Raw genomic sequence first — 23,004 nt, 5'->3', positions numbered from 1 at the left:
GGTTGTCGCGGCCCCCTTAGCCTCCGGCCGCCGTCAGTCGCCGCCGTCCTCCCCCGCGCACACCTCTTCGAAGAAGTCGAGATCCTCCTGGAGCGCCTTCATCAGCCGGTCCCGCTCGGCGTCGTCGACCTGCACCGGGACCACTTCCGAGGCACCGGCCAGCCGGCGGAAACCGCCCCGGCTCTCCAGCCGGCCGCGTACCCGCACCGGCAGTCCGACGAGGTGCGCGCGCCCGGCGATGCGGTACGCCTCCTCGTCCAGCGTCAGCCGGACGTGCGCGACCTCGGCGCCCGCGAGGACGCGCAGCCGGACGGTGCCCTCGCCGCGGGTGCCGGTCCGGCGCATCCGCACGACGGCGCCGGTGATCAGCGCCGGCACCGACGGCTCCTCCCGCAGATAGCGGGCCCCGGCCGCCCGCAGGACGGGCAGGTCGCCGGGCGAGAACTCGACGGGCTCGCCGTCGGCCGCGCAGTCCTCGGGAACGCCGGCGGCCGGCGCCCACGCCACGGCGACGCGCGCGCCCTCCGTGCCGCGCACCAGGGCGATCAGTCCCTCGACCAGCTCGCGGCTGACGCCCGCCTCGACGGCCCCGTCGAAGGCCTCCATCCCGCCGGTGGCCCGCTGGTAGTCGACGGCCTCCCGGGTCGCGTACAGCGCCTGGTGGAGGCGTACGGCGAGGGGGCGGCCGGTGGCCACGGGCACGAAGGCGGTGAGGCCGCGGCCGTCGGGCGCGGAGCCCACGAGGACGTCGTCCAGCATGCCGACGGCCGCGCGGCGGTGCCGGGCGCCGTGGTATCCGGCCCGGGCGCGGGTGGCCAGCGCGGCGGCGAGCAGGGTGCGGCGGGCGGCGGTGCGCAGCTCCTCCTCGGCGGTCCAGGGCGCCGCCCCGGCCGGGCCCGCCGGCGCGTCCCGCCACCAGCGGATCTCGTCGCTGGGCACGGCGAGGCAGACCAGCACCTCGCGGGCGGCGGGGGTGCCGCTGCGGGACAGCGCGGTCAGCGCCTCGGCGAGCAGGTCGTCGCTGTCGGGGAAGGCACGGGACGCCGGGACGAGCAGGCTGGTGCCGCCGCCGGCCGGTCCGGGCGGGGTCCAGCGGCCGTAGCGGCCCGCCGCTCCCCCGCGGCGCTGCCAGCCGTGCCGGCGCAGCAGGGCTCCGAGGACGGCGGGGTCGACGTCGCCGGGCACGGGGGGCCGGTCCCAGGCGGCGTCGACGGGGTGGGGCCGGACCGGGCGGGCGGGCTCCTGGAGCGGGCGGTGCGTCATGGTCTGCCTCCGGTCCCGACCCGCGTCATGATCTCGCAGAGCGCCCGGTCGTCGAAGATGCGGGAGGTCGGTATCCGCACGGTGGTGCGGCGCCGGCCCGTGATCGCGTGACCGGCGAGGTTGACCCAGTAGCAGCAGTGCCGCAGGTCGAGCCGGTCGTGTCCGGCGCGCAGCCACTGCTCCTGGGACCGGGGCACGATCATCACGACGAGGATCTTGTGCACCGAGACCGGGGTGCGGGCGAGCTTCGCCAGATGGGCGTTGTCGAGCGTGAAGGAGAAGAAGCGGCCGGGCGGATCGGGCGCCACCTGGTACGTCGCCTTCAGCTGCACCTTGATGGTGACCTCGTCGTCGACCGTGTGGCCGGGCGCGCTGTGGCTGACGTGCCAGTCGATGCCGTTGTCCGGGAACGGCTGGGACAGCGAGCATCCCGCCGCCGCGGCGACCGCGTGCAGATAGCCCACCTGCAGTGTCTCCATGCACGCGGTGGTGGCGAGTGAACCGCGAGGGGGGCCCGTCCGTTCGGGCAGCAGCCCGCCCCGCTCGGGCTGCGCAATCGCCATGACGAACAGCCTTCCAGGCAGAGTGAATCCCCGTGGCGGGCCGCTGAACTGCAAAGACCCGCACTCCTGTTGTGTCCTTCCGGCGTACGCCGCAAACGGCCCGGGTATCACCAAACGGGCAGAAGACGGGACGTCAGCTGCCATGGATGGACGAGGAGTTGAGCGGTATGGCGTGCTGGTACGAAGGCCCGCTGGCGGCATTCGACACGGAGACGACAGGCGTGGACGTCGAGACCGACCGGATCGTCTCGGCGGCCGTCGTCGTCCAGGACGCCCCGGGGACCCGGCCCCGGGTGACACGATGGCTGGTGAACCCCGGTGTTCCGGTGCCGGAGGCGGCGACGGCGGTGCACGGTCTGACGGAGGATCACCTCCAGCGCAACGGCCGCTGGCCGGCGCCGGTGATGCAGGAGATAGCCGAGGAGCTGGCGGTGCAGGCCACGGCGGGCCGGCCGCTGGTGGTGATGAACGCGCCATTCGATCTGACGCTGCTGGACCGCGAGTTGCGGCGGCACCGCGCCTCCTCGCTGTCCCGCTGGTTCGAGAGCGCGCAGCTGACGGTGCTCGACCCGCGCGTCCTGGACAAGCACCTGGACCGCTACCGCAAGGGGCGCCGCACCCTGACCGACCTGTGCGCGCACTACGAGGTCGAACTGGAGGACGCGCACGACGCGGCGGCCGACGCGCTGGCGTCGCTGGAGGTCGTCCGCGCGGTGGCCCGCCGCTTCGCGGCCCGCCTGGAACGCCTGTCCCCGGCGGAGCTGCACACCTTGCAGGCGGTGTGGCACGCGGCGCAGGCGCGCGGCCTGCAGGCGTGGTTCGCACGCAGTGGCACGGAGGAGTCGGTGGACCCGGCCTGGCCGCTGCGCCCGGACCTCCCGGCGGCGGCCTGAACAGCGGAAAAGCCGGCCCGCTCGATGCGGACCGGCTTTCTCCCGGTGGGCGATACTGGGTTCGAACCAGTGACCTCTTCGGTGTGAACGAAGCGCTCTCCCACTGAGCTAATCGCCCGGGAACGCACTGAACCATACAGGTCCCCGCGCGGTTCCTTCAAACCGCTCGGCGGCGCTCGGCCAGGAACGCCAGCAGGCCGCGGCGGCCCGCGCGCATCATCAGCCGGTGGTTGGCGCGGAACAGCGGCCGGCCCGGCACCGCGAACCGCCGCAGCAGCGGCTTGTTCACGTGGACGACCTGGTCGTAGCGGGCCAGGCACCCGGCGCCGTGCGGGCTGATCGTCCAGCGCGCCCAGCCGTCGAGGTCCCCGGAGATGGCGATCTCCAGGACGCCGGCCGCGCGGTCGTCCCTCGCCTCTCGAGCGGTGAACGTGAGGTCGTAGGGCAGGAGGGACCGTACGGTGATCACGCCGGTGGTGTCGTCGATCCGGCGCACCTCCCGGACCTGCGGCCACCAGCGCGGGTAGTCCTCGGCGCGCTCCAGCACCTCGTGCACGACGGCGGGCGGCGCGGGGAGTTCCCACAGGCTGCGGAAGCGGTAGTGGCTCCAGTCCATGCGCGCAGTGTGCCCCGCCGGAGCGGGTCCGCACGTGATCTGAGTACGTCTTCTGAGTACCGGCACTCATGCCGGGCGGGCGTGACGCGGACCACACTCCCGTCATGACGCACATTCCGCCACCGGCCGAGGAGTTGCGGCTCCTGGATCTGGAGCTGCGCCGACTGGACGCCCGCCGGGCCCAGTTGCTGCACCGGCGGGCCTGGCTGGTCAGGGCCCTCCACGCGGCCGCACCACCGGCCCCCGCACCCGTCGCCCCGCCGCGCCCGGAGGCCTCTGCGCCCCGGGTGCAGAACGTCCTGCTGCTGCTCGGCGGTGTGCTGCTCACCGTCGCGGCGATCGCGTTCACCCTGGTGAGCTGGGGTGAACTCGGCATCGCGGGGCGGGCGCTGGTGCTGGGCGCCGTCACGGTGGCGGTGCTCGCCGCGCCGGCACCGCTGCTGAAGCGGGGACTGCGCTCGACGGCCGAGTCGGTGGCGGGCCTCGGGCTCGCGCTGACCGCGCTGGACGCGTACGCGCTGCACGAGGCCGCGCTGACCGGCACGGACGCCACGGGATACACCGCCGTCGCCTCGGCGGCGCTCGCGGCCCTGTGGGCGGCGTACGGTCTGCTGCCGCGCGCCTCGGCGCTGCGCCTGCCCCGGCCCGCGGCTCTGATGGCCGCCCAACTGCCGCTCGTGCTGGGCGCGGTGGCCTTCGACGCGGGTCCGTTCGGAGTCACCCTGGCCATGCTGGTGACGGCGGCCTGTGACGGGGCGGTGGCCCTGCGGGGGCCGGCCGGGCCGGTCCGGCGGACCGCTGTCGTCGGCGCCTGCGGCCTGGGCGTCCCGGGGGCGTGGGCCGCCGGCTGGCTGTCGTGGACGGCCACCGGCCCGAGCGCCGCCGCCCGTGCGGCGGCGCTCCTCCTCCTCGCGGCGGGCGTCGCCCTGACGGCGGCCCGGCATCCGTCGGCCGAGCGGCAGGCGGGCGGTCTGGCGGTCGCCGCCGGGCTGCTCACGGTCGCCGCGATCGGCGGTACGGTCCGGTCCGCGCTGCCCGCCCTGTGGACGGTCCCGGCGTATCTGGCCTGCGGGATCGCCCTGCTCGCCGTGACCCGGTGGGCCCGGCTGCCGCGGGCGGTGCGCCGGGGCCTGGTCCACGCCTCCGCCGCCGTCCAGGGGCTGGCCCTGCTGTGGACGCTGCCGCTGGTGGCGGTCGCCCTCACCGGTCCGGCCGCCTGGATCGAGCGGGTGTGGGCCGGGGCGCCCGCGGGCGCGCGCGCGGCGGTCACCGCCGACGTGCCCTGGCCCCCGTACTCCGAGACGGTGCCCGTCGTCCTGGTGGCGGTCGCCGGTGTCCTGGTCCTGGCGCGCGAGGCGGTGGGACGCGCCCGCGCCCTGACCGGTGCGCTGGTCCTCGGGTGGGCGACGGCGCTGGTGCTGCCGCCGGTGCTGGACGTCCCGTACGCCGTGGGCCTGGCGGCGCTCGGGTGCCTCACCGCCGGGGCGCTCGCGGCGTCGGCCTGGCCGCGGACCCCCGAGCGGCCCTCGCCCCTTCACCTGACCGCGACGGTGCTCGCGCTGCTGACCACGCTGCCCCTCGTCCTGCTGTCCCTGGCCGGCCAGGGCGCGACCCTGACCGTGACGGCCGTCCTCACCGCGCTCTTCGCGGCGGCGTCGTGGACGCCGCGTTCCGCACCGGTCACGGCCCCGGCCGCCCTCGTGTACGCCACCGCCCTCGTCTGCGCGTCGGGTGCCGCCGCCGGCTGGCGGCCGCAGGACACCGCCGTGCTGGTCCTGGTGGTGCCGGTGGCGGCGGCCCTGCTCGCGGCCCGGCTCGGGGACACCGCCCGGGCGACGGTCCCGGTCGAGGTCACGGGTGCGGCGGTCGCGCTGCTCGCCTTGGGCCTCGCCGCCGTCCCCGGCGACCTGCCGATGCTGGCCCTCGTGCTGGCGCTGTGCGGGGTGATCGCGTCCGGGACCGCTCTGCGCCCGGGCCGCCGTCCGGTCGCCTTCGCGGCCACCGCGCTGTTCGTGCTGGCCGCGTGGGTGCGCCTGGCGGCGTGGGACGTCGGCACCCCGGAGGCGTACACGCTGCCCGTCTCCGTCCCGGCCCTGGTCGTCGGCGCCCTCGGCAGGCGCCGCGATGCGCGGGTCTCCTCCTGGACGGCGTACGGTCCCGGGCTCGCCGCCACGCTCGTGCCGAGCCTGCTGGCCGCATGGGGCGACACGCACTGGGCGCGCCCCCTGCTGCTGGGCCTGGCCGCGCTGGCCCTCACGCTGCTGGGCGCCCGTCACCACCTCCAGGCGCCGCTCCTGCTGGGCGGCGGGGTGCTCGCCCTGGACGCCCTGCACGAACTCGCCCCGTACATCGCCCAGGTGACCGACGCGCTCCCCCGCTGGGTGCCCCCGGCGCTCGCCGGCCTCCTGCTGCTGGCCGTCGGGGCGACGTACGAGCAGCGTCTGCGGGACGCCCGGCGGGTGCGGGACTTCCTGGGCACCATGCGCTGAGCCAGGGCCGGCGGCGCATTCATCGCCTCATATTCGCGCGGGAATCCGATCGCATTCCGGAAGGCGTCCGGCGGATTCCCTCCGGACGCCCGGGTGTTGGAGTTCTTCCGGAAGTCCGGTACGGCCGAAAGTCCGCCTTGACCTGATCTTCGGATACTTCTTCCCGAAGCGCGCGAAGGTCCTGTTGATCCTTTTCGGCGCGACCCTCGGCACCCACGCCAGGTAACGGACCGTCACCGTCCGCGGCGACCGTGTCCTCACACGCCGACGGCCCGCCTGTGGTCTCACAGGCGGGCCGTCGGATCCGGGTGGGCGATACTGGGTTCGAACCAGTGACCTCTTCGGTGTGAACGAAGCGCTCTCCCACTGAGCTAATCGCCCCGGCGCAGGAAGAACATTACCCCATGTCAGGGGGTGCGGGTGACCGCCCCGGAACCGGCCCGGAGAGCCTCCGCACCCCGCGCGCTCACTGGTCCTCGATCTTCCACGGCATGACGACGCCGAACTTCCACACGTAGATCCCCACCAGCACGGCGATGATCACGAGGCCGATCGAGGTCAGGACGATGTTGCGCCGGCGCACCCTCGGGTCGAGCGCCTTCTGCGCCGCCTCGGTGACCTTGCGCTTGGTCCAGCGCAGCACCAGCTGGGCCCAGACGAACTCGGTCGCCCAGATCGCCATGCCGCCGAAGATCACGACCCAGCCGGGGCCCGGCAGCGGCAGCATGATGATGCCGGCCACCACGACCGCCAGGCCGATGATGAAGACGCCCACCTGCCAGCTCAGGTGCAGCAGGCGCCGCGCCTTGACGAACTCGGGCGCCCGGGAGCCCAGGGCCCGCTCGCCGTCGTCCCGCGCCTTGCCCACCTGCGCCCCTTCGGACGCCGCGACGGCGCCACCCGTCTCGTCACTCCCCGTATTCATACGGCCAAACCCTACCGGACCGAATCCGGTCACCGAAATGGTCGTACCGCACGAACGGGTTCTCGGCCGGAAGAGTTACGTAATCCCACGCAAAACACTCAGAGGGGTTTACAACGGCACCGTAGGTGGCATGTCGATTTCGCCGACGTGCGAATCCCCGAGCGCACACTGAGCGAAAGGCCCTGGCGCTTATGAACACCACGGTCAGCTGCGAGCTGCACCTGCGCCTCGTTGTGTCGAGCGAGTCCTCCCTGCCTGTCCCCGCAGGCCTGCGGTACGACACGGCCGACCCCTACGCCGTGCACGCCACCTTCCACACCGGAGCCGAGGAGACCGTCGAGTGGGTGTTCGCCCGCGACCTCCTCGCCGAGGGCCTCCACCGGCCCACCGGTACCGGCGACGTCCGTGTCTGGCCGTCGCGCAGTCATGGTCAGGGGGTCGTCTGCATCGCCCTGAGCTCTCCTGAGGGCGAGGCACTCCTCGAAGCCCCCGCGCGAGCCCTGGAGTCCTTCCTGAAGCGGACGGACGCCGCCGTGCCCCCCGGTACGGAACACCGTCACTTCGACCTCGACCAGGAGCTCTCGCACATCCTGGCGGAAAGCTAGGGCGAGATCCCCGCAAGCCGCCCGGCGCCGTCGACTCGGGGTGACGGCTCGGGCCAGGACAACCGCATAGGCAGGCCACCGGCGCCGTCCTCGCTGTCGCGAGGGCGGCGCCGGTGTTTCGGGGCCCGTGAGCGGTGCGGGGCCGTGGTGCGCCGCCCTGGACGTCCGGACGGCCCGTCCGCCGCCGGGGGAACCGTGAGCGCTCCTCGGGCGTTGTATTCGAAGCCATGTGCGGACGACGGCGGTGTGCCGGCTGGGTGAGCCACTACCATCGGCCAGCATCGGCGGGCGCCCACGCCCACCCCCCAGGCCAGGGAGCAGAACGTGCTGATCACCCATGACGCCCGGTGCGCACTCGATGTCGTGGTGGATCTGGTGAACACCGCGCCGGACGAGGACGGCGCCGAGGACGGGCTGTCGGACATCACGGCCCTCGCCGACTTCGTGCGAAAGCACGACATCAGCGATGTCGGGGTGCTGTCCGAGTTCGACCTGTCCGCGGTGCGCAAGGTGCGCGGACGGTTCGCGTCGATCTTCGCGGCGGCCGACCCGAGGGCCGCGGCCGGGCTGATCAACGAGCTGGTGGCCGCCGCGGGCACCACTCCGCGCCTGACCGATCACGACGGCCACGGCTGGCATGTGCACTACTTCGCGCCCGGCGCCTCGGTGGCGGACCATCTCGCGGCGGACTGCGGCATGGCGCTGGCCTTCTTCGTGGTGGCCGGGGAGCAGGAGCGCCTGCGGCGCTGCGAGGCTCCGGACTGCCGGCACGCCTTCGTGGACCTCTCGCGCAACCGTTCCCGCCGGTACTGCGACAGCCGTACCTGCGGCAACCGCCTGCATGTGGCCGCCTACCGGGCGCGCCGCAAGGAGGCCACCGGCTGAGACGCCGGACGGAGTGTCGACGCGGGCCCCGGCGGGTGGCGCCGGGGACCGCGGGTACGGCTCAGAGCAGCAGCAGATCGTGCAGCGCAGCCATGAGCAGCAGACACCCGATCACCGCAAGGAAGATCATCAGCGGTGGCTGGGAAAGGGCGAAGAGGCACCCACGAGGCTCGTCCTGAGGTGGCGCGGCCTCGCTCTGTGTCGTGTCCAGCATCTCGCGGGCGATGATGGCGCAGATCATCACCGCTTCGCGATCAGCGCGCCCGGAATGAGCGGGTGTTCGCCGTAATCCGTGAGGTCCGGTCCGAATCGTGATCGTTTCAGGGCCTCGGGGCGACCCACTGTGTCGCTTCCGCCTGGTGGGCCCCGGTCAGATGCCGTGCTTCTTCAGGATGGCCTCGATGTCGCTGAAGTCGTCCGCGGGCTCGGCGCGCGGGGCGGACGCGGGCCGCTTCGACGGCGTGGACCCCTCGCCCAGCGAGGGTGCGGAAGCCGCCGGGGCCACCGCCTCGCGGCGCTCGGCCGCGCGGGCCTCCTTGCGCTCCTTGCGGGTGCCGCCTCTGCGGCGCTCCACCGCGCGGGTGCTCGCGAACAGCACCCAGGCCAGCCCGAGGACGCCGAAGCCCGCCCAGGCCGTCGGGCTGAAGGCGGTGTCGGCCAGCCAGTCCACGACGCCGGTCATCACCAGCCCCAGGGGCACCAGCGCGTACGCCGCGATGCGCGTGGCCGCGAGGAAACGCTTGCGGTACGCCGTGACCGCCGCGATGCCCAGGCCGGCCACGGCGACGGCGGAACAGACGGTCTCGGCAATCATCCGGTCCTCCAGGCGGGCTGCGTCCGACGGGGCTTTCGTCCCTTCCATCCTGCACCGTCGCCGCCCGGCGCGGCCACGGCTCGGGCCGACATCAGGGAGATCTCCGGGTCGTCTCCTCCGCAGGTGCCGGTCACGGGCCGGATTGGGCCGCCCCGGCCGGGACTGGGAGACTGGGGACCATGAACGACTCCTCCCCCGACCGCGCCGCCGTCGTCCTCGACTTCTGGTGCGAGCTCCAGTGCCCCGACTGCCGTGGCGCCCTGGACGATCTGCGCGCCCTGCGCGCCCGCTACGGCGACCGGCTGGAGCTGCGCCTGCGGCACTTCCCGCTGGAGAAGCACAAGCACGCCTTCGCCGCCGCTCAGGCCGCCGAGGAGGCCCTGGAGCAGGGACAGGGGTGGCCGTACGTCGAGGCCGTGCTCGGCCGGGTCGAGGAGCTGGACCGCCAGGGCGAGCCCTTCCTGATCGAGGTGGCCCGGGAACTGGGCCTGGACGCGGAGGAGTTCGACACCGCGCTGATCGACGGCCGGCACATCCTGATCGTCGACGCCGACCAGGCCGAGGGCAAGGCGATCGGCGTGACCGGCACCCCCACCTATGTGATCGACGGCGAGCGCCTCGACGGCGGCAAGAGCCAGGAGGGGCTGCGCGAGCGCGTCGAGGAGATCGTGGACCGGCTGCTGGCGGAGCAGGCGGGGGCCTGACGGCGGCTACAGCAGCGCCTTGTACAGGGCGTACACCGTCGTCTCGTAGCCGAGCGAGTCGTACAGCCGCTCGGCCGCGGTGTTGCCCGCGAAGACGTTGAGGCCGATCAAGCGGTGCCCGGCGGCGATCGCCCGGCCCTCCGCCTGGAGCATCAGCGAGCGGCCGTGGCCCCGGCCCCGGTGCTCCGGACGCGTCTCGACGTCGTACACATAGGCGCGGCCCTGCCGGGTGCCGACCCATACGGTGCCCACCGGCGTCCCCTCGTGCTCCAGGACGTCGATGGAGGTGCCGGGGGTGGCGAGCCCCTGGGGCAGGAGTGCCTCGTGGTCCCGCTGCGACTTGACCCGGGCCTCGTCCTCGGGGACACCGCGCTCGACCCAGCTGCGGACGTAGTCCTCGTCGCTCTTGACCAGCCATGTCTCGTACTCGGGCCCGGTCATGGGCCGCGCGCGGGTGCCCGCCGGGAGCGGGGGCGGGGTGTCGCCGAGGGCCTTCGCCATGCCCCGGTTGCGCAGGAGGTAGCCGAGGGCGGTGACCAGGCGCAGTGCCGGGACCGCGTCCCCGGGGACGGTCACCTCGATGCGGTGGCAGCCCCAGCCGCGCGCCACCTCCTCCGCGGCGAGGGCGGCGACGGTGGCCCGGCCGCGCCGCCGGTCGGCCTCCTCGATGCGCAGTTCCGTTATCCGGGCCACGCCCTCGCCGAAGACGGGGTGCGTGCCCAGCAGGAGGACGCCCACGGGGCGCCCGTTCACACACACCTGGTAGCGGCGCGAACGGGTCCCGTCGGCGTGGTGCTGAAGCGGCTCGGTCGGCCGCAGGGTCGTGGTCATCAGGTGAGTTCTACCCAGCGCGCCGCGTCCACGGCAGCCGAATTCCCGGTCACGGGTCCAGGTCGTCGCCGGAGCGCTCCTCGAAGATCCGCATGGCCTTGGCGGTCACCGGTCCCGGCGCGCCCGGCAGTTCGCGGTCGTCGACGCGGTGCACGGCCTGGACGTCCCGCAGGGTGGAGGTGAGGAAGACCTCGTCGGCCCGCTCCAGCACGTCCAGCGGCAGGTCGGTCTCCTTGGCGCCGGTCCACTCGACGGTGAGGGCGCGGGTGATGCCGGCGAGGCAGCCCGAGGCGACCGGCGGGGTGTGGATCTCGCCGTCCAGGACGACGAAGACGTTGGAGCCGGTGCCCTCGCAGAGCTGCCCGACGGTGTTGGCGAACAGGGCCTCGGAGGCCCCGTGTTCATGGGCGCGGGCGAGGGCGACGACGTTCTCGGCGTACGAGGTGGTCTTCAGGCCGGTGAGCGCGCCCCGCTCGTTGCGGGTCCAGGGGACGGTGATCACGGCGGTGCTGTCGGGGCGGCGGCTGGTCTCGCCGAGCGCGACGACCAGCGTGGGGCCGTGCTCGCCACGGTCGGAGCCGAGCGGGCCCTGTCCGCCGGTGTAGGTGATGCGCAGCCGGCCGAGCGGCATCGGGTTGGCCTCGAGGACGGCGGCGCAGGCGCGGCGGACCTCGTCGTGGTCGGGGGCGGGCAGGCCGAGCCCCAGCGCCGAGCGCGTCAGCCGGTCGAGGTGCCGGGTCAGCGCGAACAGCCGGCCGTCCACCGCCTTCACGGTCTCGAAGATGCCGTCGCCCACGGTCAGACCGTGGTCGAAGACGGAGACGCGGGCGGTCTCGATGTCCTTCAGCCCGCCGTCGAGCCAGATCTTCACGGTTGCAGTCCCTCTCCACTCACCTCGTACGCGCCCGACGCTACCGCGAGCAGCCGGGATGCCTTCAGCTCGGTCTCCCGCCACTCCCCCTCCGGATCCGATCCCCAGGTGATCCCCGCGCCGGTGCCGAAACGCAGCGCGCCCGCGTCCCGGTCGATCCAGAAGGTTCGTATGCCGACGGCCAGCTCGCCGGTGCCGCGGTCGGCGTCGACCCAGCCGATCCCTCCGCAGTACGGTCCGCGCGGTGCCGTCTCCAGCGCGTCGATGATCCGCAGCGCGCTGGACTTGGGCGCGCCGGTCACGGAGCCGGGCGGGAAGGCGGCGTCGAGGAGTTCGGGCCAGCCGGCGCCGGGGCGCAGTTCGCCGCGGACGGTGGAGACCAGGTGCACGAGCCCCGGGTGCTTCTCCACGGCGCACAGGTCGGGGACGGACACCGAGCCGGTGGCGCAGACCCGGCCGATGTCGTTGCGCACCAGGTCGACGATCATCACGTTCTCGGCGTAGTCCTTCTCCAGGAGGTCCGCCTCGGTGCGGCCGGTGCCCTTGATCGGCCCGGACTCCACGACACGCCCGTCGCGGCGCAGGAACAGCTCGGGCGAGGCGGTGGCGATCTCCACGCCGTGCCCGGGCAGCCGAATCGTTCCGGCGTACGGCGCCGGGTTGCCGCGCGCGAGGAGCGCGGTCAGCGCGTCGACGTCGGCGTCCGCCGCGACGGGCGCGCTCAGCACACGGCAGAGGTTGGCCTGGTAGACCTCGCCGGCCGCGATGTGCTCACGGATGCGCCGCACCCCGGCCGTGTACGCGGCGCGGTCGAGAGATGACGTCCAGTCACCGGCCGCCGGTCCGGCCCAGGCGCCCGGCACCGGCGCGGGTACCTCCTCCCGCCGTACGTCGCGGAAGCGGGCGCAGGTCAGGGCGCCCTCGAAGTCGGCGCAGACGGCCCAGAAGCCGCTGGAGTCGAGGGCCGCGGGGTCGCTGGTGACGTCCAGGAGACCGGTGGCGACGCGGTCGCCGAAACGGGCGAGAGGCGGGAGGTCGTGCACGCCGTCGAGTCTATGGCCGGTGCCCCCGCGACGACCTGGCCCTGTCCTCCCGGGACGGTTCCCCGGCTCACCGGGCAGGTGAGGCGCAGCACGCTGCGCAAACGCGTTTTTGTGCTGGCCCCGGAATCCGCTAGAGTTCAACTCGTCGCCGGGCCGCGCGAGCGGGACGGAAACGACAAGCGGACGTAGCTCAGTTGGTAGAGCGCAACCTTGCCAAGGTTGAGGTCGCGAGTTCGAGCCTCGTCGTCCGCTCGAAGGAACAAGGGGATCTTCCCGACCCCCTCACTCCTGGTGGAGTGGCCGAGAGGCGAGGCAACGGCCTGCAAAGCCGTCTACACGGGTTCAAATCCCGTCTCCACCTCCAAGGACGATTAGCTCAGCGGGAGAGCGCTTCCCTGACACGGAAGAGGTCACTGGTTCAATCCCAGTATCGTCCACTGGATCTTCGATCGATCATCGAAGGTCTGACCCGCGCGATTAGCTCAGCGGGAGAGCGCTTCCCTGACACGGAAGAGGTCACTGGTTCAATCCCAGTATCGCGCACGCAGTGCCCACGGCCCCCGGGTCGTGGTCCCGAGGACGATTAGCTCAGCGGGAGAGCGCTTCCCTGACACGGAAGAGGTCACTGGTTCAATCCCAGTATCGTCCACACACCGAAGCCCCCCGGTCGTCGACCGGGGGGCTTCCTCGTGCCCGGCGGCTCAGCTGGAGAACAGCATGTGGCCGAAGCTCTTGTGGCGGCGGTGGCCGTAGTGGGCGCCGTGACCGCCGTGCGGGGCACCCCACGCCGGGGCCTGCGGAGCTGCGGCCGGGTAGGCCTGCGGGGCGGCCGGGGGCGGCGGGGCCGGCTGGGTCCACTGGGACTCCAGGCGGGTCAGGGCCTCCAGCTCGCCGTAGTCCAGGAAGATCCCGCGGCAGCCGCTGCACTGCTCGATCTGGACGCCGTTGCGGTTGTAGGTGTGCATCGGCGCATGGCACTTCGGACACTGCATCGTTCGGCTCAACTCCTCGCCGGTCGGTCCTGCTTCGCGTCTCGCCAGGACAGACTCTGCCCGGCTGCGGTCGGTTGCACCCTACTTCGGGGAAGCCTGGGTCAACTCGGGCGGGACGGGCACCATTCGGTCACAGGCGTCCACCAGGCACTGCTCGACCTCGTCCAGCGGCCGGCCCTCTTCCCGCGCCTTGGTGATCGCCCTGGCCGCCGTCTGCGCGGTGAGGGCGCGGGCCGGGACGTCCAGGGCGGGCCAGGGATCGCCCTCGGCGGGGACGGCGGTGCCGCCGGCGGCCCGGTAGGCGGTCAGGAAGCGGCTCCACTCGTCGGGCGGGAGCAGGCCGCAGGCGTACCAGGCGGCGGGGCGGGCCAGGTCCCAGGCCGGCGCGCCGGTGCCGAGGTCGTCGACGTCGATCAGCAGCCACGGGCCGTCGGGCGCCGGGTGCCGGACGAGCTGGCCGAGGTGGAAGTCGCCGTGGCACAGCGCGCCCGGCGCCGGTTGCGGGGCCTCGGCGCGGGCCCAGGCCGGGAGGGTGTCCCAGGCGCGCAGGACCGCGGTGGCCGCCGTGCCCGGGGCGGCGGTGGTGGAGCGGAGCCGCGTCACGGCGCGGGCGGCCTTCGCCGGTCCCCGCATCGCGGGCAGACCGGCCGGGACGGGGGTGCGGTGCAGGCCCGCGAGCAGCGTGGCCGCCTCCTCCCAGGGCGCCGCGTCGGGATCGGCCGGGTCCACGGGGCGGCCGTACGGCCAGCAGGTGACGAGGCGGCCGTGCAGATGGGCGGGCTCGGGGGTGAGCGGGGCCAGGAGGAGGCCGGGGAGCCGGGCGGCGACGGCGAGGCGGGGGACCAGGTCGGCCGGGGTGCTGTCCGGGGGGTGGGCCTTGGCCACGGTGCCGGCGTGGCGGACGACCGTGGCGTCGGGGCGGTCGGCGAGGGTGACGGCCGCGCAGGAGCCGCAGGACGGGGTGAGGGAGTGGGCCGTGGCCTTGGCGTGCGCGGCGAGGTCGGGCAGTAGTGGATGGGCGGTCACTTCGGGTCCTCGCAGGCGGGTCGGCTGGGGCGAGCGTACGCGTACGCCACCGGGGCCGGGCAGAGCAATGCCGGCGCAGCTCCCCAGCTGCGCCGGCATCTGTGCCGTCCGCCGCACCCCCGTCCCCACGGGGTTTCATGGATGGATGTCCTCGCCCGGACCGCTCTTCCGGGCCTGGGGTCGCCGCTCAGCGCCCCAGCATCACACCCACGGACGACGCCTGTGTGGCCACCGTCTCCCACCCGTCGAAGACGAGCAGGAGCAGGGCCGCCAGGGGAAGGGCCATCAGCGTCGCCACCAGCGGGTGCCGGCGGCCCTGGCGGCGGGGGCGCGGCAGGAAGCGCGCCTGGGTGCGGAGCAGTGCCCGCGGTGCCGTCTGGGCCATGGTCCCTCTCCTGACCTGTGTCGGATCTGTCTGCAGCGGCGGGCGTCTGACCTCGGGGGACGAGTGCTGCACCCGCCGCTTGACCTCAAATCTAGGGGCGCGGCCCGTTCCGCACGTCATGCCCTCGTACCGATTGGCGGGCCTCCCGGAGGATGAGCCCCCGTGGGCGGAGTACTCCCCTGGGTGGAGACCGGCGCGCGGGTCTCGGGGTCTTCCCGGAGGGGACGTCCGGTCCGCCCGTTTTCTCCGGGGTGTCCTGCGGGGTTCCGGCAGGCCCCACCGGGTGACTTCTCTCACTCGGTGCCGGCCGACGGGCCCGCGATCCTCGGGTGGCGTCCGCACCTGTCCCTCGCCGGCGGAACGGTCCGGCCGACGTCCCGCTCCCCCGCCTCCCCCGTCCTGCTGTGCGTCGAAGCGGACCCAACCTCCCTTACCGCACTGCGGGTTGACCCGGCGGAGGCAGTGAAGTCGCCTTGTGCGTCAGCTTGCTGACCGGCTTTCACCTTCGCGGTTCGCGCGCGACAATCCACCGGGCCGAGAGGGCGCGGCCTCTGCGCGCGGCGGCCCGTGGAAACGTAAGCTGTGGCACGTCACACGGACCGGGCAGCGGGGATGAACATGGCGATGATGCGCCTGAGGCGCGAGGACCCGCGCGTCGTCGGATCGTTCAGGCTTCACAGACGGCTGGGCGCGGGCGGAATGGGTGTCGTGTACCTGGGCTCCGACAAGAAGGGGCAGCGGGTCGCGCTCAAGGTGATCCGGCCCGATCTGGCGGAGGACCAGGAGTTCCGCTCCAGGTTCGCGCGGGAGGTCTCGGCGGCGCGGCGGATCCGGGGCGGGTGCACGGCCCGGCTGGTGGCCGCCGATCTGGAGGCGGAGCGCCCCTGGTTCGCCACGCAGTACGTGCCCGGCCCGTCCCTGCACGACAAGGTCGCCGACGAGGGCCCGCTGGGGGCCGCGGAGGTCGCCGCCGTGGGGGCCGCCCTGTCCGAGGGGCTGGTCGCGGTCCACGAGGCAGGGGTCGTGCACCGGGATCTGAAGCCGTCCAACATCCTGCTGTCCCCCAAGGGGCCGCGGATCATCGACTTCGGCATCGCCTGGGCCACGGGCGCCTCGACCCTCACCCATGTCGGCACGGCGGTCGGCTCGCCCGGCTTCCTCGCCCCGGAGCAGGTGCGCGGCGCCGCCGTCACCCCGGCCACGGACGTCTTCTCCCTGGGCGCCACGCTCGCGTACGCGTCGATGGGCGACTCGCCGTTCGGGCACGGCAGTTCCGAGGTGATGCTGTACCGGGTCGTGCACGAGGAGGCGCAGCTGCACGGGGTGCCGGACGCCCTCGCGCCCCTGGTGCGCGCCTGTCTGGCGAAGGACCCCGAGGAGCGGCCCAGCACCCTGCAGCTGTCGCTGCGCCTGAAGGAGATCGCCGCCCGGGAGGCGCAGGGGCTCGGGGACGTACGCCCGCCGGCGCAGCGCGCCGCCGAGGCGGACCGGGTCACCGGCCGGCTCGCCGACACGTATCCGGAACCGCAGCGGGTGCAGCGGCGCTCGCCCGGCACTCCCCCGCCCCGCGGTGCGGCCGGACCGCGCGGCGGCGGTGCGGGCCGGGTGCCCGGGCCTTCCCGGGACGGTTCCGCGCCGCGGACCGGCGGCGGTTCCGTGTCCCGCGCGGGGTCCCGGCCGACGCCCGCGCCGCGCGGCACCCCGCGCAAGGGCGGCCGGCCCGTGACGCGCGGCGGCACCGGCCGTACGGCTCCGCGGAACACGGGGACCGGGCGCCGGCCCGCCAATCCGCAGCTCCTGCGCCAGCGGCTGTTCGTGTTCGTCGTGGTGACGCTGCTCGTGGCGCTCGGCATCGCGGCCGCCCAGGGCTGCCAGGGCCCGGACCGGGGCCTCGGCGGCACCGGCGGCGGGCGCCCCGCGCAGGAGCAGCCGGTGGCGCCGGACCACGGGACGATGGACGAGCGGTACTCGTCCGAGTTCGAGATCCCGGAGTAGCCGTCAGACCTCGGGGCGGCCCGTGGCCACCGCGTAGAACGCGACGGCGGCCGCGGCGCCCACGTTGAGGGAGTCGACACCGTGCGACATGGGGATGCGCACCCATTCGTCGGCGGCGACCAGGGCCTGCGTGGTCAGGCCGCCGCCCTCGGCGCCGAGCATCAGGGCCACCCGGTCCATCCGGTGCGGGGCGGTCTCGTCGAGGGTCTTCGCCTTCTCGTCCGGGGTCAGGGCGAGCAGTGAGAAGCCGGCCTCGCGGACCGTCTCCAGCGCCTTGGGCCAGGTCTCCAGACGGGCGTACGGCACGGAGAAGACCGCGCCCATCGAGACCTTGACGCTACGGCGGTACAGCGGGTCGGCGCAGTCCGGGGAGAGCAGGACGGCGTCCATGCCGAGGGCCGCGGCGGAGCGGAAGATCGCGCCGATGTTGGTGTGGTCGTTGACCGACTCCATGACCACGACGCGGCGGGCGGTGTGCAGCAGGTCGGTGGCGCTGGGCAGCGGCTTGCGCTGCATGGACGCGAGCGCGCCGCGGTGCACGTGGTAGCCGGTGACCTGTTCGGCGAGGTCCGGGCTGACCGCGTAGACGGGGGCCGGGAGTTCGTCGATGACGTCGCGCATCACGTCGATCCACTTGGCCGACAGCAGCATCGAGCGCATCTCGTAGCCGGCTTCCTTGGCCCGTCTGATGACCTTCTCGCCCTCGGCGATGAACAGGCCCTCGGCGGGTTCGCGGCGCCGGCGCAGGTCGACGTCGGTCAGGCCCGTGTAGTCGCGCAGACGCGGGTCGTCGGGGTCGTCGACGGTGATGAGATCGGCCACGGAGTGATACTGCCTTGTCCTGGGTGTGGTGCCAACGGTGCGGGGCGGGGGTGTTACCCGCGGTTACGTCTGGGGGGTTTCCGAGGCGGCGGGGCCCGCCTTCACGACCGCGCCGATGACGATGACGGCGGGCGGCTTCACCTCGTGCTCGACCACCGCGGCGCCGGCCGTGGCGAGCGTCGCGTCGACCCGGCGCTGCCCGGCCGTGGTGCCCTCCTGGACCAGGGCCACCGGGGTGTCCGGTGACTTCCCGTGGGCGATGAGCGTCTCGGCGACCTTGGCGAGGGTGCCGACGCCCATGAGGATCACCAGCGTGCCGGTGAGCCTGGCGAGCGACGGCCAGTCCACCAGGGACCGCTCGTCGTCGGGGGCGACATGGCCGCTGACCACCGTGAACTCATGGGCGACGCCCCGGTGCGTCACCGGGATGCCGGCGGCGCCCGGCACGGAGATCGAGCTGGAGATGCCGGGCACGACCGTGCACGGGATGCCGGCCTCCGCCAGAGCGATGACCTCCTCCATGCCACGGCCGTAGACGAAGGGGTCGCCGCCCTTGAGCCGCACCACCGACTTGCCCTGGCGGGCGTGCTCGATCAGCGCCTCGTTGATGGCCTCCTGGGCCATGAACCTGCCGTACGGCAGCTTCGCCGCGTCGATCACCTCGACGCTCGGCGGCAGTTCGGCGAGGAGGTCGCGCGGGCCGAGGTGGTCGGCGATGACCACGTCCGCCTCGGCGAGCAGCCGGCGGCCGCGCACGGTGATCAGGTCCGGGTCGCCGGGGCCGCCGCCGACGAGGGCGACGCCGGGCTTGCGGGTGCGGTGGTGCGGGGCGACGAGGGTGCCGTCGCGCAGGCCCTCGACGACCGCGTCCCGCACGGCGGCGGTGTGCCGGGGGTCGCGGCCGCGTGCGTCGGTGGTGAGGACGGCGACGGTGACACCCTCGCTGTGGCCGGTGGCCGGCGTCCAGGCCGTCGCCGCGTCGGCGTCGTCGGAGCGGACGCACCACACGTGGTGCCGTTCGGCCTCGGCGGAGGCGGCCGTGTTGGCCTCCGGGTCGCTGGTGGCGATCAGGGCGTACCAGGCGTCCGCGAGGTCGCCCTCCTCGTAGCGGCGCCGGTGCCAGGCGATCTCCCCCGCGTCCGCCATCGCCTCGACCGACGGGGTCGCCTCCGGGGACACCAGCCGGATGTCGGCGCCCGCCGCGACGAGCGCCGGGAGGCGGCGCTGGGCGACCTGGCCACCGCCGAGGACGACGACCCGGCGACCGGTCAGGCGCAGGCCTACGGGATAGGCGGGGTGTTCGGCCATGAGGGTGCGGCTCCCTTGGGGTGGCGGCGGGGCGATGCCCTGACGTGCGGATTTTATGCTGCGGACGGCACCGGCGGTCAGGGTGTCCGAAGGCTGGGCGGCCCACCGTTCCCCGCGCAGGGCGAGGGGACCCGGGGCGCGCGGCTCCGGGTCCCCAGGCACCCGGCTACTTCTCGGTGACGCCCGCCGAGTCGAACGTCGCCACCTCGTGCATCGCCCGGGCCGTGCTCTGGACCAGCGGGAGGGCCAGGAGCGCGCCCGTGCCCTCGCCGAGCCGCAGGTCGAGGTCGACCAGGGGGCGCAGACCCAGCTTGTTCAGGGCCGCCACATGGCCGGGCTCGGCGCTGCGGTGACCGGCGATGCAGGCGGCCAGCACCTCGGGGGCGATCGCGCGGGCCACCAGGGCGGCGGCGCCGGCGCTCACGCCGTCCAGGATCACCGGCGTGCGCAGGGAGGCACCGCCGAGCAGCAGACCGACCAGCGCGGCGTGCTCCAGACCGCCGATCGCGGCGAGGACCCCGATCGGGTCGGCCGGGTCCGGCTGGTGGAACTCCAGGGCGCGCCGCACGACCTCGGTCTTGCGGGCCAGCGTCTCGTCGTTGATGCCGGTGCCGCGGCCGGTGACCTCGGCCGGGTCGGTGCCGGTGTAGAGGGAGATCAGCGCGGCGGACGCCGTGGTGTTGGCGATGCCCATCTCACCGGTCAGCAGCGCCTTGTTGCCGGCCGCCACCAGGTCGCGGGCGGTCTCGATGCCGACCTCGATGGCCTGCTTGGCCTCCTCGCGGGTCATCGCGGGGCCGGTCGTCATGTCGGCGGTGCCGGCGCGGACCTTGCGGGGCAGCAGGCCCGGGGTGGCCGGGAGGTCCGCGGCCACGCCCACGTCGACCACGCAGACCTCGGCGCCGACCTGGGCGGCGAAGGCGTTGCAGACGGCGCCGCCGCCGAGGAAGTTGGCCACCATCTGGGCCGTGACCTCCTGCGGCCACGGGGTGACGCCCTGGGCGTGCACACCGTGGTCACCGGCGAAGATCGCGACGGCCGCGGGCTCCGGGATCGGGGGCGGGCACTGCCGGGACAGGCCGGACAGCTGGGCGGAGATGATCTCCAGCATGCCGAGCGCACCGGCCGGCTTGGTCATGCGCTTCTGCCGCTCCCACGCCTCGCCGAGCGCCTTGGCGTCGAGCGGGCGGATCTGGGAGACGGTCTCGGCGAGCAGGTCGTGCGGCTCCTCGCCGGGCAGGGCGCGGCGGCCGTACGTCTCCTCGTGGACGACCCAGGACAGCGGGCGGCGCTTGGACCAGCCCGCCTGGAGCAGCTCGGGCTCGTCCGGGAACTCGTCGACGTACCCGACGCACAGGTAGGCGATGACCTCCAGGTGCTCGGGCAGGCCGAGGGCGCGGACCATCTCGCGCTCGTCGAAGAAGCTGACCCAGCCCACGCCGAGGCCCTCGGCGCGGGCGGCGAGCCAGAGGTTCTCGACGGCGAGGGCGGCGGAGTACGGCGCCATCTGCGGCTGGGTGTGCCGGCCGAGGGTGTGGCGGCCGCCGCGGGTGGGGTCGGCGGTGACGACGATGTTCACCGGGGTGTCGAGGATGGCCTCGATCTTCAGTTCCTTGAACTGCTTCGCGCGGCCCTTGGGCAGCGACTTGGCGTAGGCCTCACGCTGGCGCATGGCCAGTTCGTGCATGGTGCGCCGGGTCTCCGACGAGCGGATGACGACGAAGTCCCAGGGCTGGGAGTGGCCGACGGAGGGCGCTGTGTGCGCGGCCTCCAGGACCCGGAGCAGCACCTCGTGCGGGATGGGGTCGCTGCGGAAGCCGTTGCGGATGTCGCGGCGCTCGCGCATCACCTTGAGGACGGCCTCGCGCTCGGCGTCGTCGTACGCGGGTGCGGCGGGGCCGCCGGGCCGCTGGGGCTCCTCCGCGGCCGGGGCGTCCTGCGCCGGGGCCTCCTCCGCCTGCGCCTCCTCGTCGGCGGCCCGGGTGTCCAGGTCGTCGGCGTGCTGGACGAGTCCGGGGTCGGCCTCGCGGGGGGCGGGCACCTCGGCGGCGGGCGCCGGGGGCTCCTCGGTGGGCAGGACGAGCGGCTGCGGCGGGGTGGGTGCGAGGTGCGGAGTGGTCGGCACGGTGCCCTCGACCGGGACGAACTGACCGAGCGGCTGGCCCGGTGCGGGCTCCTGGGAGACGGCGCCGGGCATCACGGCCACGGCGTCGTCCGGCCCGGCGGCCGGACTGAGCTGCGGGCCCGCCGGTTCGGCGAGGTACTGCTCGGCCGCGTACTGCTCGAGCGTCACCGGCTCGGGGGCGGCGGCCGCCGCGAGCGGCTGGACGGCTTCGGCGGGGACGGCCTCGGGGGCCGGGGCCTCGGAAGCCTCGGGCAGCGGCTGCCCGGCCTGGGGCGCCACGGCGTCGGGGAACTGGGCCGGCTGCCCGGCCGGGGCGGGCTCGCTCGGCGGCACGGCGGCCTCCTCGGCGACGGGGGCCTCGGCGGCCGGTTCGGGGACCGCGACGGCCTCCGGCTCGGGCTGCTCCGGTACGGCGGTGGCGGTGGCCTGCGGCTCGGCCTGTTCCGGTCCGTCCGGCACGTCGGCGGGGACGGGCTCGGGGGCCGGGGCCTGGGGCGGGAGCACCTGGACGGGCTCGGGGGCGTGCGACGCGGCCACGGGCTCCGGTGCGTGCGCCGGGACGGGCTCGGGGGCCCGGACCGGTTCGGGCTGGGGCTGTGCCTCGGGTGCCTCCGCGCCGGGGGCCTCGGCGTCCGCCGGGACCTCGACGTTCTGCGGGGCGGCTTCGGGGGCCTCGGCGACCGGGGCCGGGGCTTCCTGGACCGGGGCGCGCTCGGGCTCTACGGCCTCGGGCATGACGGGCTCGGGCATGACCGCCTCGGGCTCCGGCGCCTCGGCGACGGGTGCGGCCTCGGGGGCCGGCATCTCGGCGCTCTGCGGGGCCTCGGGAGTTTCGGCGACCTCGGGAGCGGCCGGGGCCTGCTCGGGCTCGCCGGGCTGAACGTCCTGCGGGGCTGCGGCGACGCCCTGGGGCTCGACGGCGTCCTGCGGGGCCCCGCCGGTCGTGACCGGAGCGGACGCGTCCCCATGCGACTCGTGCGCGACCGGCGCCGGGGCGCCGGCCTGGCCGGGGACGGCCGCGGCGTGCTCGGGCGACGGCTCGGGTGCGCCGTACGACTCGTCCTGGGCGACGGGCGCCTGGGCCTCGGCGGCCTGCGCGCCGGCACCGGCCTCGTGGGCCTGGGCGACGCCCGAGGCGGCACCGGCCTCCGTGGCGACCCGCGCCACGACCGCCTGCGCGGCGCCGACGGGCTCGGCGGCCGGGACAACCGTTTCGGCAGCCTGGGCCTCGGTGCCGATCGGCGCGGGGGCGGGCGCCCCCCAGGCGGCCGCCTGCGCCGGGGCCTGCGCCTCGGTGTGCTCGGGGACGGCCGGGCCCGGCTGCCGGACCGGCATGCCGACGGCACCCCGGTCGGCCAGTGAACGGACCGGGCTGGCGGAGGCGTCGGGGATCGGCGGGCCCAGGTGCAGGGGGCGCCGGGGGGTGATCGGCGGGATCGGCGTCGTGGGGGCCGTGGGCGCGGAAGGCCCGGGCAGCCGTACGCCGGTCAGGTCGACGGAGCCGCTGTCGCGGCCGGAGAGCTCGTGCGCGTCGGGCTCGTGCACGGCCTCGACGACCGGCTCCGGCGCGGGCGGGGCGACCTCGTTGCCCCAGGCGCCCTGGGAGCCGGGCAGGAGCAGGTCTTCTTCCTCGGCGGGAGTCTCGGAGAGGTAGCTGTACGCATCCGGCGCCGCGGGGACGCCCGGCTGCTCCACCATGCCTGCGCTCTCCGGCAGTCCCTCGCCCGGGACCTGGCCGGTGTCGGTCATGCGTACCCCTCGCCCATCGGTTAGTGCTTCCACGTCCTGCTCACCGGGGACGGCGCACCGACCGCCCCCGCCATGAAGAACGAGCGTCCGAGCCCAGCGG

General features: G+C 74.6%; 21 protein-coding genes and 7 tRNA genes. 11 read left to right on the top strand and 17 right to left on the bottom strand.

Going from position 1 to position 23,004, the window contains the following annotated elements; all coding sequences use genetic code 11:
- Positions 1-33: 33 nt before the first annotated feature.
- Both ACFV46_RS22920 and ACFV46_RS22915 read right to left on the bottom strand, forming a co-directional pair.
- Positions 34-1,263, bottom strand: coding sequence for a hypothetical protein (locus tag ACFV46_RS22920; RefSeq protein WP_385499461.1), 1,230 nt, complete (start codon positions 1,261-1,263; stop codon positions 34-36).
- Complete coding sequence (locus tag ACFV46_RS22915) at positions 1,260-1,826, bottom strand: DUF4365 domain-containing protein (RefSeq protein WP_283289814.1); 567 nt, start codon at positions 1,824-1,826, stop codon at positions 1,260-1,262. Before ACFV46_RS22915 ends, ACFV46_RS22920 begins: the two co-directional genes overlap by 4 nt.
- Before the next feature lie 167 nt (positions 1,827-1,993).
- On the opposite strand from ACFV46_RS22915, the gene ACFV46_RS22910 reads away from it, so the two are divergent.
- On the top strand, positions 1,994-2,719 hold the full coding sequence (locus ACFV46_RS22910) for an exonuclease domain-containing protein (RefSeq protein ID WP_361930940.1): 726 nt from the start codon (positions 1,994-1,996) through the stop codon (positions 2,717-2,719).
- Between the two features lie 46 nt (positions 2,720-2,765).
- On the opposite strand, the gene ACFV46_RS22905 is transcribed toward ACFV46_RS22910, so the two are convergent.
- Together ACFV46_RS22905 and ACFV46_RS22900 are read right to left on the bottom strand one after the other, a co-directional pair.
- A tRNA-Val gene (locus ACFV46_RS22905) sits at positions 2,766-2,837 on the bottom strand.
- A 39-nt stretch (positions 2,838-2,876) separates the two neighbouring features.
- Positions 2,877-3,335, bottom strand: a complete 459-nt coding sequence (locus ACFV46_RS22900) for an SRPBCC family protein (protein ID WP_385499459.1) — start codon at positions 3,333-3,335, stop codon at positions 2,877-2,879.
- Between the two features lie 104 nt (positions 3,336-3,439).
- Between ACFV46_RS22900 and ACFV46_RS22895 the strand changes: the two genes are divergently transcribed.
- Entirely contained in the window at positions 3,440-5,824 is a 2,385-nt protein-coding gene (locus tag ACFV46_RS22895) for an SCO7613 C-terminal domain-containing membrane protein (RefSeq protein ID WP_385499457.1), read from the top strand.
- A gap of 309 nt (positions 5,825-6,133) precedes the next feature.
- On the opposite strand, the gene ACFV46_RS22890 is transcribed toward ACFV46_RS22895, so the two are convergent.
- Both ACFV46_RS22890 and ACFV46_RS22885 read right to left on the bottom strand, forming a co-directional pair.
- Positions 6,134-6,205 (bottom strand) — tRNA-Val (locus ACFV46_RS22890).
- Positions 6,206-6,290: 85 nt separating this feature from the next.
- A complete protein-coding gene (locus ACFV46_RS22885; protein ID WP_385499455.1) occupies positions 6,291-6,749 on the bottom strand; it encodes a TIGR02611 family protein in 459 nt (152 codons plus the stop codon).
- A 191-nt stretch (positions 6,750-6,940) separates the two neighbouring features.
- On the opposite strand from ACFV46_RS22885, the gene ACFV46_RS22880 reads away from it, so the two are divergent.
- Both ACFV46_RS22880 and ACFV46_RS22875 read left to right on the top strand, forming a co-directional pair.
- Entirely contained in the window at positions 6,941-7,354 is a 414-nt protein-coding gene (locus tag ACFV46_RS22880; protein WP_004002642.1) for an SsgA family sporulation/cell division regulator, read from the top strand.
- A gap of 324 nt (positions 7,355-7,678) precedes the next feature.
- On the top strand, positions 7,679-8,239 hold the full coding sequence (locus ACFV46_RS22875) for a CGNR zinc finger domain-containing protein (RefSeq protein WP_361930830.1): 561 nt from the start codon (positions 7,679-7,681) through the stop codon (positions 8,237-8,239).
- A gap of 61 nt (positions 8,240-8,300) precedes the next feature.
- Here the strand turns inward: ACFV46_RS22875 and ACFV46_RS22870 are convergent, their stop codons facing one another.
- Positions 8,301-8,480: a hypothetical protein gene (locus ACFV46_RS22870; protein WP_361930946.1), complete on the bottom strand. Its 180-nt coding sequence runs from the start codon at positions 8,478-8,480 to the stop codon at positions 8,301-8,303.
- A gap of 129 nt (positions 8,481-8,609) precedes the next feature.
- The gene (locus ACFV46_RS22865) at positions 8,610-9,053 is read right to left on the bottom strand and encodes a hypothetical protein (protein ID WP_361930937.1); all 444 of its coding nucleotides are present in this window, start codon (positions 9,051-9,053) and stop codon (positions 8,610-8,612) included.
- Positions 9,054-9,232: 179 nt separating this feature from the next.
- Here ACFV46_RS22865 and ACFV46_RS22860 point away from each other — a divergent pair, with 179 nt between their 5' ends.
- On the top strand, positions 9,233-9,757 hold the full coding sequence (locus ACFV46_RS22860) for a DsbA family protein (RefSeq protein WP_192806058.1): 525 nt from the start codon (positions 9,233-9,235) through the stop codon (positions 9,755-9,757).
- 6 nt (positions 9,758-9,763) lie between these two features.
- On the opposite strand, the gene ACFV46_RS22855 is transcribed toward ACFV46_RS22860, so the two are convergent.
- From ACFV46_RS22855 to ACFV46_RS22845, 3 genes are read right to left on the bottom strand one after another with little or no spacing between them, the layout of a single operon-like run.
- Positions 9,764-10,588, bottom strand: coding sequence for a GNAT family N-acetyltransferase (locus ACFV46_RS22855; RefSeq protein ID WP_361930827.1), 825 nt, complete (start codon positions 10,586-10,588; stop codon positions 9,764-9,766).
- A gap of 49 nt (positions 10,589-10,637) precedes the next feature.
- On the bottom strand, positions 10,638-11,459 hold the full coding sequence (locus ACFV46_RS22850; RefSeq protein ID WP_385499453.1) for an aminotransferase class IV: 822 nt from the start codon (positions 11,457-11,459) through the stop codon (positions 10,638-10,640).
- On the bottom strand, positions 11,456-12,502 hold the full coding sequence (locus tag ACFV46_RS22845; protein WP_192806059.1) for a chorismate-binding protein: 1,047 nt from the start codon (positions 12,500-12,502) through the stop codon (positions 11,456-11,458). The genes ACFV46_RS22850 and ACFV46_RS22845 overlap by 4 nt, the downstream gene beginning before the upstream one ends.
- A gap of 179 nt (positions 12,503-12,681) precedes the next feature.
- Here ACFV46_RS22845 and ACFV46_RS22840 point away from each other — a divergent pair.
- The 5 genes from ACFV46_RS22840 (at position 12,682) to ACFV46_RS22820 (ending at position 13,151) form a co-directional block, all read left to right on the top strand.
- Positions 12,682-12,754, top strand: a tRNA-Gly gene (locus ACFV46_RS22840).
- A gap of 38 nt (positions 12,755-12,792) precedes the next feature.
- A tRNA-Cys gene (locus tag ACFV46_RS22835) sits at positions 12,793-12,866 on the top strand.
- A 1-nt stretch (position 12,867) separates the two neighbouring features.
- Positions 12,868-12,939, top strand: a tRNA-Val gene (locus tag ACFV46_RS22830).
- A 34-nt stretch (positions 12,940-12,973) separates the two neighbouring features.
- Positions 12,974-13,045 (top strand) — tRNA-Val (locus ACFV46_RS22825).
- Positions 13,046-13,079: 34 nt separating this feature from the next.
- A tRNA-Val gene (locus ACFV46_RS22820) sits at positions 13,080-13,151 on the top strand.
- Positions 13,152-13,203: 52 nt separating this feature from the next.
- Here the strand turns inward: ACFV46_RS22820 and ACFV46_RS22815 are convergent.
- The 3 genes from ACFV46_RS22815 to ACFV46_RS22805 form a co-directional block, all read right to left on the bottom strand.
- Positions 13,204-13,494, bottom strand: a complete 291-nt coding sequence (locus ACFV46_RS22815; protein ID WP_361930822.1) for a zf-TFIIB domain-containing protein — start codon at positions 13,492-13,494, stop codon at positions 13,204-13,206.
- An 81-nt stretch (positions 13,495-13,575) separates the two neighbouring features.
- Complete coding sequence (locus ACFV46_RS22810) at positions 13,576-14,520, bottom strand: phosphotransferase family protein (protein WP_385499452.1); 945 nt, start codon at positions 14,518-14,520, stop codon at positions 13,576-13,578.
- Between the two features lie 187 nt (positions 14,521-14,707).
- On the bottom strand, positions 14,708-14,905 hold the full coding sequence (locus ACFV46_RS22805; RefSeq protein WP_062674209.1) for a hypothetical protein: 198 nt from the start codon (positions 14,903-14,905) through the stop codon (positions 14,708-14,710).
- 612 nt (positions 14,906-15,517) lie between these two features.
- Here ACFV46_RS22805 and ACFV46_RS22800 point away from each other — a divergent pair.
- Complete coding sequence (locus tag ACFV46_RS22800; protein WP_385499502.1) at positions 15,518-16,900, top strand: serine/threonine-protein kinase; 1,383 nt, start codon at positions 15,518-15,520, stop codon at positions 16,898-16,900.
- A 3-nt stretch (positions 16,901-16,903) separates the two neighbouring features.
- Here ACFV46_RS22800 and ACFV46_RS22795 read toward each other — a convergent pair whose 3' ends face one another.
- The 3 genes from ACFV46_RS22795 to cobT all read right to left on the bottom strand — a co-directional run bounded on the left by ACFV46_RS22795 (position 16,904) and on the right by cobT (position 22,904).
- Entirely contained in the window at positions 16,904-17,722 is an 819-nt protein-coding gene (locus ACFV46_RS22795) for an RNA methyltransferase (RefSeq protein WP_361930818.1), read from the bottom strand.
- Between the two features lie 63 nt (positions 17,723-17,785).
- On the bottom strand, positions 17,786-19,030 hold the full coding sequence (gene cobA / locus ACFV46_RS22790; protein ID WP_385499450.1) for a uroporphyrinogen-III C-methyltransferase: 1,245 nt from the start codon (positions 19,028-19,030) through the stop codon (positions 17,786-17,788).
- A 166-nt stretch (positions 19,031-19,196) separates the two neighbouring features.
- Complete coding sequence (cobT, locus tag ACFV46_RS22785) at positions 19,197-22,904, bottom strand: nicotinate-nucleotide--dimethylbenzimidazole phosphoribosyltransferase (RefSeq protein ID WP_385499449.1); 3,708 nt, start codon at positions 22,902-22,904, stop codon at positions 19,197-19,199.
- Positions 22,905-23,004 lie beyond the last annotated feature (100 nt).

This window comes from Streptomyces sp. NPDC059852 (assembly GCF_042731455.1).
Taxonomy (GTDB): domain Bacteria; phylum Actinomycetota; class Actinomycetes; order Streptomycetales; family Streptomycetaceae; genus Streptomyces.
The sequence above is the reverse complement of the archived record's forward strand: the minus strand, read 5'-3'. Positions and strand labels throughout refer to the sequence as shown.

Coding starts and splice junctions, on each gene's coding strand:
- ACFV46_RS22920 (WP_385499461.1), bottom strand. CDS start 1,263: ATGACGCACCGCCCGCTCCAGGAGCCCGCCCGCCCGGTCCGGCCCCAC.
- ACFV46_RS22915 (WP_283289814.1), bottom strand. CDS start 1,826: ATGGCGATTGCGCAGCCCGAGCGGGGCGGGCTGCTGCCCGAACGGACG.
- ACFV46_RS22910 (WP_361930940.1), top strand. CDS start 1,994: ATGGCGTGCTGGTACGAAGGCCCGCTGGCGGCATTCGACACGGAGACG.
- ACFV46_RS22900 (WP_385499459.1), bottom strand. CDS start 3,335: ATGGACTGGAGCCACTACCGCTTCCGCAGCCTGTGGGAACTCCCCGCG.
- ACFV46_RS22895 (WP_385499457.1), top strand. CDS start 3,440: ATGACGCACATTCCGCCACCGGCCGAGGAGTTGCGGCTCCTGGATCTG.
- ACFV46_RS22885 (WP_385499455.1), bottom strand. CDS start 6,749: ATGAATACGGGGAGTGACGAGACGGGTGGCGCCGTCGCGGCGTCCGAA.
- ACFV46_RS22880 (WP_004002642.1), top strand. CDS start 6,941: ATGAACACCACGGTCAGCTGCGAGCTGCACCTGCGCCTCGTTGTGTCG.
- ACFV46_RS22870 (WP_361930946.1), bottom strand. CDS start 8,480: ATGATCTGCGCCATCATCGCCCGCGAGATGCTGGACACGACACAGAGC.
- ACFV46_RS22865 (WP_361930937.1), bottom strand. CDS start 9,053: ATGATTGCCGAGACCGTCTGTTCCGCCGTCGCCGTGGCCGGCCTGGGC.
- ACFV46_RS22860 (WP_192806058.1), top strand. CDS start 9,233: ATGAACGACTCCTCCCCCGACCGCGCCGCCGTCGTCCTCGACTTCTGG.
- ACFV46_RS22855 (WP_361930827.1), bottom strand. CDS start 10,588: ATGACCACGACCCTGCGGCCGACCGAGCCGCTTCAGCACCACGCCGAC.
- ACFV46_RS22815 (WP_361930822.1), bottom strand. CDS start 13,494: ATGCAGTGTCCGAAGTGCCATGCGCCGATGCACACCTACAACCGCAAC.
- ACFV46_RS22805 (WP_062674209.1), bottom strand. CDS start 14,905: ATGGCCCAGACGGCACCGCGGGCACTGCTCCGCACCCAGGCGCGCTTC.
- ACFV46_RS22800 (WP_385499502.1), top strand. CDS start 15,518: ATGAACATGGCGATGATGCGCCTGAGGCGCGAGGACCCGCGCGTCGTC.
- cobA (WP_385499450.1), bottom strand. CDS start 19,030: ATGGCCGAACACCCCGCCTATCCCGTAGGCCTGCGCCTGACCGGTCGC.
- cobT (WP_385499449.1), bottom strand. CDS start 22,904: ATGACCGACACCGGCCAGGTCCCGGGCGAGGGACTGCCGGAGAGCGCA.